This window comes from Desulfurispirillum indicum S5 (assembly GCF_000177635.2).
GTDB lineage: Bacteria > Chrysiogenota > Chrysiogenetes > Chrysiogenales > Chrysiogenaceae > Desulfurispirillum > Desulfurispirillum indicum.
In genome coordinates this window covers 828221-840252 of the sequence record NC_014836.1, presented here as the reverse complement: position 1 = coordinate 840252, position 12032 = coordinate 828221, and the positions used below count along the sequence as shown (strand labels likewise).

Genomic DNA, 12032 nt, shown 5'->3' with positions numbered 1-12032 from the left:
AGTGTCCCGTTCGGGTCTTGCCAGCCAGGCGTCGCACTCACCGGACGGGCTCAGGGGGGAGGGTGCGAAACTTCAGTTTTGAGTCCAGGGGATATTCACGGCTTTTCCAGCTGCCGTTTCAGCGCCTGAATTCGCTCGTAGGAAGCTTCAATGCGCTCACGGGGAAGAGTTCCCCGCTCCACCATCTCCACAATGGCTTTGACTGCCCGCCGGGCCACCAGAGGGTCATATTCCAGATTGTTGCCCAGCAGCAGAATATCCACCCCGGCATAAACAGCCCGCTCCAGAGCCTCTTCAAAGCCGAAGTGGTCGGTTATGGCCTTCATCTGCATATCATCGGAGACAATCACCCCCGTAAAACCCAGCTCCTGGCGCAGCAGATCCTGGAGTACCACCCGGGAGAGCGTTGCCGGATATTCTGCATCAAGCTCCCGGTGGAACAGGTGTCCGGTCATCACCATGCCGCCAAATCCATTGGCGATCATTTCCCGGAAGGGCAGGAGCTCATGGGGATTCCAGGTCTGCGTAATATCCGTAAACCCCAGGTGGGAATCCGCCAGAGAGCTGCCGTGCCCGGGAAAGTGCTTGATGGCAGGAATCACGCCAGCAGCATCCATGGCCCGGGCGAACTGCTCCCCATGGCGCGCCACCGCAGAAGCATCGGCGGAAAAACTGCGTCCCAGGCTGCCGATAACCGGGTTTTCCGGATTCATATTCACATCCACCACCGGTGCAAAGTTCAGGTTGACACCAAGCCCGGCCAGGGCCTGTGCCATGTCGCTGGCCGCCGCAAAGGTGCTGCTCGGGCTCCCCTCGCCCAGCTCACGGTGGGAGGCCAGCGCCTCAAAACCATGAACCGGCTTCAGACGGCTGACCAGCCCCCCTTCCTGATCAATGGCGATGAACAGAACCGTGGAGGCATGTTCCTGCAGATCAGCTATCAGCCGGGAAAGCTGCTCCCGGTCACGCACATTGCGCTCCCGACTGCCGGTGAGCACATCCCGATCGAACAGAATCACCCCGCCCACAAAGCCATGGGAGATATCCTGCATGATGGGATCGTCCGGCTGCACTTCCAGTCCGCGAAAACCAGCCAGCACCATTTGCCCGACCATCCGTTCCAGGGAAATGTCACTGCCGGAAACAGGGCCAGGGGCCCCACCAAGCAGTGTCAGTCCGATAATCCCAAAGCGAAGCCACCGTTTCATAAGGTCTCCATTTTCCTGTAGAAATGCGATATTGCCTTCAGCAGCACCCCTTCACTCCTGCACCACATCAGGGTCGGCCCCGACAGACTGTCGTTGCCGGGGCGCGAACTCTCAGGAAAGGGTACCACAGATACGCTGGACTCTGACAGAAACCAGGAATCACGACGCCCCCCACGTCAGCTCCCCGTGGACAAGCAGTTTGTTTTGGCATACTCTTGAACCTGGCAAAGGTTGCCTCTGCGCATTTCATTCATACAGGTGTCTTGTGGGAAAAACAATTCCGCCGTTTCATCTGCGCCGTGCCGATCTGGACGATCTGAGCGCGCTGGTTGAACTTGAAAATCGCTGTTTCACTGCCGATAAACTCAGCCGCCGCCAGCTCCGCTGGCTGATGCAGAAGGGCCATTCGGCAATCCAGCTCCTTGAAGTCACGCCACCGGACAGCCCCGCCCTGGCAGCCTATCTGCTGCTGCTCTTCCACCGGGGAACAGCCCTGGCGCGCATCTACTCCATCGCCGTCGATCCCGCCTGGCGTGGGTGCGGTTTTGGTGAACGCCTGATGCAGGAAGCGGAGTCGCTGGCCCTGTCCAAGGGCTGTTCAACCCTGCGGCTGGAAGTGCGTACCGACAACAGCAGGGCCATCGAACTTTATGAGCGAATGGGGTACCGCAAGTTCGGCCAGTATGCCGACTACTATGAAGACCATACCGATGCCCTGCGCTTTCAGAAGCGACTGCGCAAAACGCCTGCCACCCAGGTGCGCGAAGTCCCCTACTATCAGCAGACCCTGCCCTTCACCTGCGGGCCGGCATCGCTGCTGATGGCCATGCGGGCCCTGGACGAGCGCACAGAGATGACGCGCCAGCACGAACTGCAGATCTGGCGTGAGGCGACGACGATATTCATGACCACCGGTCACGGCGGCTGCGGGCCGCGCGGACTGGCTCTGTCAGCCTGGAAACGTGGTTTTGATGTGGAATTGTGGCTGAACGTGGAGGGCCCCCTTTTCGTCAACGGTGTGCGTAATCCCGTGAAAAAAGAGGTCCTGACCATGGTACACCAGGACTTCAAGGAGCAGCTGGAAGCAACCGGGGTGCGGGAGCACCTGGCAGAAGTCACCCAGTTTGACCTGCAACAGGTACTTGAGGCGGGTGGAGTTCCCCTGGTGCTGATCAGTTCCTGGCGCTTCAGCCGTGAAAAGAGCCCCCACTGGGTGGTGGTGACAGCCATGGACGAGCAGTTCATCTACCTGCACGATCCGGAGGTGGATGAAGAGGATCAGAAGACCAGCGTGGATACCCAGCACGTACCGGTTTCTCGTCTGGAATTTTCCCGTATGGCCTGTTTTGGTCAGGAGAAGCTGCGCACGGCACTGGCAGTGTTTCCCGCAGCATCCAGGCAGGATCGCTGACAAGCCCTGCGAACGCGCAAGCGCCTGGCATGAACCGACACCAACTCCTCATACCGAACCATAGCGAGGATGGGCGCGATACTTCGCCAGGCAGACGATAACCAGGACACCATCCTCTTCATTCTGCAGGGAGACAGAGCCACCATAACGCTCCTCGACCAGGCGCCTGATATGATAGAGCCCCATTCCCTTGCCCCGCCCACGAAAACCACTGGTAGTATAGGGATCAAAGATCACAGGCAACAGCTGAGCATCAACGCCGCCAGCATTATCCCGACACCAGATCTGCAGCCCGTCAGGGCTCATGGGATGTGCTGCCACCTCAATGCGCACCTCGGACATATCTCTGGCAAAGCCAGCAGCTAAAGCGTTGCTGAGCAGTTCATGGAAAATTTCGATCAGGTCACTCTCCACTGCCTCAAAAGAAAGTTCCTCCGAAATACGCGCGTCTATCCGTGCTCTTTTGCGATAGTCAAACCGCACGGAGTGGGCAGCAAAGTGAAAGGCCTCCAGCACACGCAGTGGATTTGCCTGGGCTTCAGACTGATAGAGCCGTGTCAGGCGGGTAATCACGCTGGAAATTTCCTGCAGCTGATCCATGGCCATGCGCAGGTCAGCGAGCGCCTGGGTCTTGTCTATGACCCCGTTTTCGATGTGCTCTTCGGTATTCTGCACCATGATCCCCACCACATTGAGTGGCTGGCGCCACTGATGGGCCAGGTTGACCAGCAGCCGGGTCACCGATTCGCGCCGGTTCTGCTCCGCGATAATGGCATCCTGCTCACGGGCTTTGGCAATACCCGCCTCAATTTCGCTGCGCATGCCGGCCAGTGTCTGCTGCAGCTCAAGCTCAATGCGCTTGCGCTCGCTGATATCCGTTGCCACTTCCATGCGCACAAAACGGCCATCGGTCCACTGGATGGCATTGTCGCGACAGTCAAACCACTGCTGCGTCCACAGGTTCTGAAACTCCCACTGCACCACGCCCGCGCTGCGCCCATCTTCGGTCAGCAGGCGATGATTATTGCAGAAGGCACAGGGCTCCTGCAGCCCCTGCAGGACCTGCCAGCACTTCTGGCCAGTCACATCCCCGAGCTGCCGTTTGATATATTCGTTCACAAAGAGGAGTTCATGGGTCTGCATATCCGCAACATACACCGCAGCATCCAGGCTGTTCAGTATTGCAGTAAAACGCCTGTGGGAGCGGTCAAGTTCCTCGTTAAGCCTGCCGAAACGCTGCAACCACCTGGAACTGCGCAGAAAAAGCGGACGCATGACACTGCTGGTGACCAGCACACCAAGACTCATCATCAGCAGCACGGCAAGCAGCGGTGTCGCAAGCTGCGGAAAAAGGGGGGGATGTATGCTGCGCACAGGCATGGAGATCACCAGCACCCACTGATCCTGTCCGGGAAGAGGCTGAATATACACCAAACGGCCAGCGTCCTCCTGCAGCCGGAAGGATTGCACAGTGGAGCTGGGAGAAATCGACTCCACTGCCGCCGGCACTCCCGCAGCCACCTGAAGGCGCGAACTCTGCCCCAGAACCATGGGCAGTGACCCCTGACGATGCAGAAGGTATTGAAAAGTGTCATCATCATGAAACGCTTCATGGGCTCCCATAAGTTCCGACAAGCCACTGGTATCAAAGGCGACCAGATCCATACCCACCACATCGCCTGCGCGATTCACAATCGGACTGCTTGCCAGAACAAACAGGGTGTCCTCCCAGGTGTATGGACCGGTGATCTGCACCCAGGAGGGATCAAAGTGCCAGGACTGCCAGAGTTCCTCCAGGGGCACCGCGCCTAGTGAAGCCACCACAGCGCCACCCCGACTCAGGCGCAGCATTCCCGCAAGATCCGGCGTATAGGCCAGAGCATCCACAAGGCGAGGGACAGAAAAATCCCGCACGCTGTCAAGGCTGGCGGTACCGCTGTTATAGCGTTCAAGCTGATCCCGGATCTGGCTGCGGCTGCTGATCTGCCGGGCAACATCGCAATATCTGTCCAGCAACTGCGCCATTGCCTGCGCCTGCCCGTGTACCTGAAGGGCCATGGCATTTTCATTATAATTGCGGCTCTGCAGGTGCAGATGTCCCAGGGTGACAATTCCCACCACCAGACCAGTGATCATGACGCCGATAGTTGCCAGCAGCAGAATACGGCGCTGCAGTCGATAAAGATGAGACAGATTCATGGCAGTGTCCTCCGCGTCATGGCCTTTCTTCCGCGCACCTCACAGGAAATTCTCACCAATCAGAGTATGGAGAAATCGCGACGGTTGTCCAGGCACCTTTCACTCGCCGCGACGCCATCACGGCAGGGCGACGCCACTGCTCCATCCCAACCAAGGGCCGTCACTAATTCCCGAAAATTCTCTTCCAGCGGGGACGTGATAACCAGAGGCATGCCATTGACCGGATGATTCAGCTGCAACTCAACGGCGGCAAGCAGCAGGCGCTGGCAGCCGAAATGATCGCGGAAAAACCGGTTGTGCCGCCCTTCGCCATACTTTGTATCACCAATCAGGGGGTGGCACAGGTGCTTGAAGTGGCGGCGTATCTGGTGCCTGCGGCCCGTTTGCGGCTGCACTTCCACCAAAGCGTAACGGCTGGTGGGGTAAGGCCCGACAGCAAAGGGCAGTTCCACGGTTGCCCGCGTCTGGAAGCGGGTCACTGCGGACTGAGGTGCTTTCTCCAAAGCCGTGCGCTGGTCGTCATAACGGTTGCGCTCCTCCCGCAAAGGGGAATCAATAATACCGGACCGGGGCGGCACACCCCGCACCACGGCCAGATAGGTTTTTGCCACAGCTGCACTGACAAACAGTGCCCCGAGCAGGCGGGCTACCTCAGGATTCAGGGCAAAAAGCAGCACCCCGGATGTGGGCTTGTCCAAGCGGTGAACCGGATAGACCGGCTGTCCGATCTGATCTCGCAGCAGCTGCATGGCAAAGCGGGTTTCATGGCGATCTATGGAGCTGCGATGCACCAGCAGTCCAGCGGGTTTATGGATAGCAATCAGATGATCATCGCGATACACAATGACAAGGGGCATGGGTTCCCTCACGAGTCGATCCAAGCAAAATCCCCCTCCCGATGGGAGGGGGATTTTTGATTATTCGCTCAAGGCCGCGTGGGCCGCAGCCAACCTCGCTATGGGTATACGGTAGGGCGAACAGCTGACGTAATCAAGGCCAATGCGATGGCAGAAAAAGACAGAAGCAGGATCTCCGCCGTGCTCACCACAAATGCCGGTCTTGATATCGGGCCGCGTCTGACGCCCCTTGTCAACACCCATTTGCACCAGCACGCCCACACCGGCTTCGTCAATGGAAACGAAGGGGTCTTCGGGGAAGATCTTCTTCTCCACGTAGAGGGGCAGGAACTTGCCGGAATCGTCACGACTGATGCCCAGGGTGGTCTGGGTGAGGTCGTTGGTGCCAAAGGAGAAAAAGTCTGCTTCGCGGGCGATTTCATCGGCCGTGATGGCGGCGCGGGGCAGCTCAATCATGGTACCGACCAGGTACTGCATTTCCACGCCGTAGCGGGCAATGATTTCATCGCTGACGCTGACGGTCATCTCCCGCAGCTCTGCCAGTTCCTTCACATGGCCCACCAGGGGAATCATGATTTCGGGCTTCACGTCAAGACCCTCTTTCTTGAGCTCACAGGCGGCTTCCATGATGGCCTCCACCTGCATCTCATAGACTTCGGGGTGGGAGATGCCCAGGCGGCAGCCACGGTGGCCCAGCATGGGGTTGAACTCGTGGAGTTCCTCAGCCTTGCGCTTGAGCTGGGCTGCGGAGAGCCCTGTGGCGTTGGCCACTTTCTGAATATCCTGCTCGGTGTGGGGCAGAAATTCGTGCAGGGGGGGGTCCAGCAGGCGAATGGTCACGGGCAGGCCATCCATGGCGCGGAAGAGGCCCAGGAAATCTTCCTTCTGATATGGTTTGATTTTCGCCAGAGCACGGCGACGGGCATCGGGGCTTTCGGCCAGAATCATCTCGCGCACAGCGTCAATGCGGTCTCCTTCAAAGAACATATGCTCGGTGCGACACAGGCCGATGCCTTCGGCTCCGAATTCACGGGCCACGGTGGAATCATGGGGCGTATCAGCATTGGTGCGCACACCCAGGCGTCGGTATTCATCGGACCAGTCGAGAATATCGGCAAATTCACTGGAGAGCTCCGGCTCCACCAGATCCACCTGGCCGTTGATTACTTCACCGGTGGTACCGTTAATGGTGATGAAATCTCCCTCCCTGAGCACCGTGTCGCCGATGCGCAGTTCCTTTTTCGCGGCATCAATCTGCAGCGCGCCACAGCCGGCAACACAGCACTTGCCCATGCCACGGGCGACCACGGCGGCGTGACTGGTCATACCGCCGGTAGCGGTCAGAATGCCCTGGGCCACGTTCATGCCACCGATATCATCGGGCGAAGTTTCCACCCGCACGAGGATGACTTTTTCGCCACGCCCGGCCCAGTCTTCGGCATGTTCAGATTGAAAGACTATTTTCCCAACTGCCGCACCGGGAGAGGCGGGCAGCCCCTTGGCCAGGGCGGTATACTGCACGTTGGGGTCGATCATGGGGTGCAGCAGCTGGTCCACCTGTTCAGGGGTCACCCGCAGCACGGCGGTTTTCTTATCAATAAGACCTTCGTTGAACATGTCATGGGCTATCTTGATAGCAGAGCGTGCCGTGCGCTTTCCGGTGCGGGTCTGCAACATATAGAGCACATTCTGCTCCACGGTGAACTCGATATCCTGCATGTCTTTGTAGTGGGCTTCCAGACGCAGATAGACTTCTTCGAGCTGCCCATAGACTTCGGGCATCTTGTCCTTGAGGCTGGCAATGGGTTCGGGAGTGCGAATGCCGGCCACCACGTCCTCTCCCTGGGCATTGATGAGGTACTCCCCGAAAAATGCCTTCTCACCGGTGGAGGGGTTCCGGGTAAAGGCGACGCCGGTGCCGGAAGTATCACCCATGTTCCCAAAGACCATAGCCTGAATATTGACAGCGGTGCCCCAGTCGTCGGGGATTTTATTGATACGGCGGTAGGTTTTGGCACGGGGGTTGTTCCAGGAACCGAACACGGCATTGATAGAGTATTTGAGCTGTTCCAGCGGCTCCTGGGGAAAGGGGGCGCCGGTCTCTTTTTTGACAAGGTCTTCGTACCTGCCCACCAGCTCCTTGAGGTCCGCTGTCGTCAGGTCGGTATCCACCTGCACATTGCGTTCGCTTTTCATGGATCGCAGAATGGCCTCGAAGTGGTGGTGGGCAACGTCGAGCACCACATCGCCGAACATGGAGATAAAGCGGCGGTAGGAATCCCAGGCAAAGCGTTCATTCCCTGACTTTTTCGCCAGACCAAGAACGGTCTCGTCGTTGAGACCCAGATTCAGAACCGTATCCATCATACCGGGCATAGAGGCACGGGCGCCGGAGCGCACGGATACCAGCAGGGGATTTTCCACACGGCCAAAACCCTTTCCCGTAGCCACTTCCAGCTTCTTCAACGCTTCCAGCAGTTGATCCCACATGCCCGCAGGATACTGTGAGTTATTGGTATAATAGGAGATACAGGCCTCTGTTGAGATGGTAAATCCCGGAGGAACGGGAATACCCAGGTTGGTCATTTCCGCCAGCCCGGCACCCTTGCCACCCAGCAGTCCCTTGTCGGAACCGTCGCCTTCCGCTTTGCCATCACCAAAAAAGAATACGTATTTGTGTGCCATGAAACCTCCCCGGCATCAATCATGTCTGTCACGCCTGCGCCTGGCAGGACGTGCCTCAACCTTAGAACTTTTCATCGGAGACGTAAAGGAGAATTGCGCATCTGGCGAGCTGATATTTGCTATTTGTCGCCAATATGTACCATTGACCCGAAACAGGAATTTCGACAGCTTTCGTTTACCTGACATGGAATCTGATGTATATTCGGCATCAGGAACTATTTCCCGCAAGGAGAACCGAATGGAACAACAGAAGCTCCAGGAATATGACGGCAAAGATGGCAAGCCGGCCTATGTGGCGTATGACGGGAAAATTTACGACGTCAGCACAAGCCGCATGTGGAAAAACGGCGTCCACGCCCGCGTCCACAAGGCGGGAGAAGACCTCACCGAAGCCATGAAAAACGCCCCCCACGGTGCCGAAGTCCTGAAACGCTTTACGGAGGTGGACTCCCTGGAAGGAGCTCCGCCGGCATCAACGGTTTCCGGCAGTGCGGACCCCCTGGCCCAGTGGCAGCAGTGGTACCGGAAATACCATCCCCACCCTATGCTCATCCACTTCCCTATCGGCCTGCTGAACTTCGCCATCCTCATGCAGCTGCTCTTTCTGGTCACCGGACAGCCCACCTTTGAAACCACCGCCTTCCATGCCATGGCAGTGATGGTGTTGAGCATTATCCCCACCAGCGCGGCAGGCTGGTTCAGCTGGAAGATCAACTACAACAGTGCCTGGAACAGCATCTTCGCCGTGAAAATCATCTGCACCGCGATTCTGTTTATCCTCGCCACGCTGGTGGTTTTCCTGCGTCTGAGCGTACCGGACATCGCCCTGAACCGCGACGGACTCTTCTGGATCTACATGCTGCTGTTCTTCGGACAGATTCCCTTTTCCGCAGCCATCGGCTACAAGGGTGGCAAGCTGACATGGACCTGACAGTACGCTGAAAGCATATCACACTCTACACTTTCCTCAGGAGGTCAGACTATGGGCATCAACTACGCATCCATGAAGAAACATTTTCAGGTTGAAGGCAAAAGCTACGTCATGTATGGCATCAGAGATCTGGAAGCCGCCGGAATCGGCTCACTGGATCGCCTGCCATTCTCGATTCGTATTCTGGTGGAAAACCTCCTGCGCAACTACGATAATGGCAAGACCATTGACGAAGAAGCGCTGCGGGATATCGTCAACTGGAAACCCGCTTACGAGACGCCGCGTGAAATCGCCTACTACCCCGGTCGCGTCCTGATGCAGGATTTCACCGGCGTACCAGGCATTGTCGACCTGGCTACCATGCGCGACGCCATGAAGAGCCTGGGCAAAGATCCTTCCCTGATCAACCCCATAGTTCCCGTAGAGATGATCGTCGACCACTCTGTACAGATTGACTACTATGGTGAAGATGACTCCCTGGAAAAAAATGTTGCCAAGGAGTACGAGCGCAACTCCGAGCGCTACCGTCTGCTGAAGTGGGCCCAGAAAGCCTTCAAGAATATCCGCATCGTCCCGCCCAACTCAGGCATCTGCCACCAGGTGAACCTGGAATACCTGGGTCGGGTGGCCATGACCAAGACCAACAACGCTGGCGAGACAGAGGTTTTCCCTGACTCCCTGGTGGGCACCGACTCCCATACCACCATGATCAACGGCATCGGCGTCATGGGCTGGGGCGTGGGTGGCATCGAGGCGGAAGCGGTCATGCTGGGTCAACCCTATTACATGCCCATTCCCGAAGTGGTGGGCGTCAGGCTCCACGGCAGCCTGCGCGAAGGCGTCACTGCCACGGACCTGGTGCTGCGCATTACCGAAATGCTGCGCAAGCACAAAGTGGTTGAGAAGTTTGTGGAATTTTATGGCCCTGGCGTCAAAGCCCTTTCCGTCGTTGATCGGGCCACCATCGCCAATATGGCCCCCGAATACGGCGCTACCATGGGCTTCTTCCCCGTGGACGAGAAGACCATCGAATACCTCCATCTCACCAACCGCAGTGAAGCTGCTCTGCTCACCGAGTACTACACGAAAACCCAGAAGCTCTTCTATGAAGGGCATGAGCAGCCGGAGTACAGCTCTTCCCTGGAGCTGGACCTGGACACCATAGTCCCCTCCATGGCCGGGCCTTCCCGTCCCCAGGACCGCGTAAACCTGGAAAGTGTTGCCCAGCGTTTTGCCGACGTGTTCGGCAGCGAGAAAAAGCCAGTTGAACTCACCGTCAAGGACAAGAAGGCGGTAATAGATAATGGCAGCGTGGTGATCGCCGCCATTACCTCCTGCACCAATACATCCAACCCATCGGTCATGATCGGCGCGGGGCTGGTAGCCAAAAAAGCCGTGGAAAAGGGGCTCAAGGTTCAACCCCATGTCAAGACCTCACTGGCGCCCGGTTCCAAAGTAGTGACCCGCTACCTGAGCAGCAGCGGCCTGCTGCCACACCTGGAAGCGCTGGGCTTTGGCGTCACTGCCTATGGCTGCACCACCTGTATCGGCAACAGCGGCCCCTTGGATGCGAACATTGAGCAGGCCATCAAGGATAAGGATCTCGCGGTGGCTTCCGTGCTTTCTGGCAATCGTAACTTCGAAGCACGGGTCCATCAGAGCGTCAAGGCCAATTTCCTCGCCTCACCGCCTCTGGTCGTGGTTTATGCGCTGACCGGCCGGGTGGATATGGACATTACCACCGAGCCCATCGGCACTGGCAGCAATGGTCAGCCCGTGTACCTCAAGGACATCTGGCCAACCAGCGAGGAGATCCAGGATGCCATGGCTGGCACCGTTTCCCCCGCTGTTTTTGAACAGGAGTATAGTCAGATTCTTGATGGTGACCACTTCTGGCGCGCCCTGGAAGTTCCAGAAGGCGAAACCTTCCAATGGGATGAGAAGTCCACCTACATCCGCCGACCCACTTTCTTTGATAATGTGGGTGAAGCTGCTCAGGGACTGGCTGACCTTGAGGGAGCCCGCATCCTGCTGGCCCTGGGAGATTCCGTCACCACCGATCACATTTCTCCCGCCGGCAGCATCCCCAGGGATTACCCGGCAGGAAAATATCTTATCAGCCATGGGGTGGACTTTGAGGACTTCAACTCCTACGGTTCACGGCGCGGCAACCACGAAGTCATGATGCGCGGAACCTTTGCCAATGTGCGCATCAAAAACGCCCTGGCTCCCGAGAAGCAGGGCAGCTGGACCCGCAAGTACCCTGACGGAAAGCTGGCTTATGTCTACGATGCTGCCATGGAATACGCGTGGGAAGGCATCCCCCTGATCGTCCTTGGTGGCAAGGAGTATGGCACTGGATCATCCCGCGACTGGGCTGCCAAGGGCACCCTGCTGCTGGGTATCAAGGCCGTCATCACCGAGTCTTTTGAACGCATCCACCGCAGCAACCTGGTGGGCATGGGAGTGCTGCCCATGGTCTTCAAAGAGGGTCAGAGCTGGAGCAGCCTGGGCCTGAAGGGCGATGAAGTGTGCTCTGTTCTGGGTATATCCAGCCTGAGCCCCGGAAAAGAACTGACCGTGGTTGCCGTCAGTCCCGATGGAAGTCGCAAGGAATTCCAGGCCATCGCCAAGGTAAATACCCAGATCGAAGTAGAGTATCTGCAGGCCGGCGGTATTTTGACCTATGTCCTGCGCCGTATGGGATAAGCCTCAACAGGTGCATGTACATCTGAGCCCCC

7 protein-coding genes are annotated in these 12032 nt (G+C 57.7%); 3 read left to right on the top strand and 4 right to left on the bottom strand.

Translation table 11 applies throughout. The annotated features are described in order from the left end of the window. Window positions 1–95 precede the first annotated feature (95 nt). Entirely contained in the window at window positions 96–1208 is a 1113-nt protein-coding gene (locus SELIN_RS04025; protein ID WP_013505416.1) for a glycoside hydrolase family 3 N-terminal domain-containing protein, read from the bottom strand. 265 nt (window positions 1209–1473) lie between these two features. Between SELIN_RS04025 and SELIN_RS04020 the strand changes: the two genes are divergently transcribed. Beyond that, window positions 1474–2619, top strand: a complete 1146-nt coding sequence (locus SELIN_RS04020; protein ID WP_013505415.1) for a GNAT family N-acetyltransferase/peptidase C39 family protein — start codon at window positions 1474–1476, stop codon at window positions 2617–2619. 48 nt (window positions 2620–2667) lie between these two features. Here the strand turns inward: SELIN_RS04020 and SELIN_RS13785 are convergent, their stop codons facing one another. Genes SELIN_RS13785 through ppdK form a run of 3 tightly spaced genes read right to left on the bottom strand, consistent with a single transcriptional unit; the run spans window position 2668 to window position 8360 of the window. Then, a complete protein-coding gene (locus tag SELIN_RS13785; RefSeq protein ID WP_013505414.1) occupies window positions 2668–4818 on the bottom strand; it encodes a PAS domain-containing sensor histidine kinase in 2151 nt (716 codons plus the stop codon). A 59-nt stretch (window positions 4819–4877) separates the two neighbouring features. Next, entirely contained in the window at window positions 4878–5675 is a 798-nt protein-coding gene (locus SELIN_RS04010; RefSeq protein ID WP_041725916.1) for a tRNA pseudouridine(65) synthase TruC, read from the bottom strand. A gap of 60 nt (window positions 5676–5735) precedes the next feature. Beyond that, window positions 5736–8360, bottom strand: coding sequence for a pyruvate, phosphate dikinase (gene ppdK / locus SELIN_RS04005; protein WP_013505412.1), 2625 nt, complete (start codon window positions 8358–8360; stop codon window positions 5736–5738). Between the two features lie 238 nt (window positions 8361–8598). Here ppdK and SELIN_RS04000 point away from each other — a divergent pair, with 238 nt between their 5' ends. Both SELIN_RS04000 and acnA read left to right on the top strand, forming a co-directional pair. Next, on the top strand, window positions 8599–9291 hold the full coding sequence (locus SELIN_RS04000; RefSeq protein ID WP_013505411.1) for a DUF2231 domain-containing protein: 693 nt from the start codon (window positions 8599–8601) through the stop codon (window positions 9289–9291). Between the two features lie 51 nt (window positions 9292–9342). After that, complete coding sequence (gene acnA, locus SELIN_RS03995; protein WP_013505410.1) at window positions 9343–12000, top strand: aconitate hydratase AcnA; 2658 nt, start codon at window positions 9343–9345, stop codon at window positions 11998–12000. The last annotated feature ends 32 nt before the right edge of the window (window positions 12001–12032 follow it).

Coding starts and splice junctions, on each gene's coding strand:
- SELIN_RS04025 (WP_013505416.1), bottom strand. CDS start 1,208: ATGAAACGGTGGCTTCGCTTTGGGATTATCGGACTGACACTGCTTGGT.
- SELIN_RS13785 (WP_013505414.1), bottom strand. CDS start 4,818: ATGAATCTGTCTCATCTTTATCGACTGCAGCGCCGTATTCTGCTGCTG.
- SELIN_RS04010 (WP_041725916.1), bottom strand. CDS start 5,675: ATGCCCCTTGTCATTGTGTATCGCGATGATCATCTGATTGCTATCCAT.
- ppdK (WP_013505412.1), bottom strand. CDS start 8,360: ATGGCACACAAATACGTATTCTTTTTTGGTGATGGCAAAGCGGAAGGC.
- SELIN_RS04000 (WP_013505411.1), top strand. CDS start 8,599: ATGGAACAACAGAAGCTCCAGGAATATGACGGCAAAGATGGCAAGCCG.
- acnA (WP_013505410.1), top strand. CDS start 9,343: ATGGGCATCAACTACGCATCCATGAAGAAACATTTTCAGGTTGAAGGC.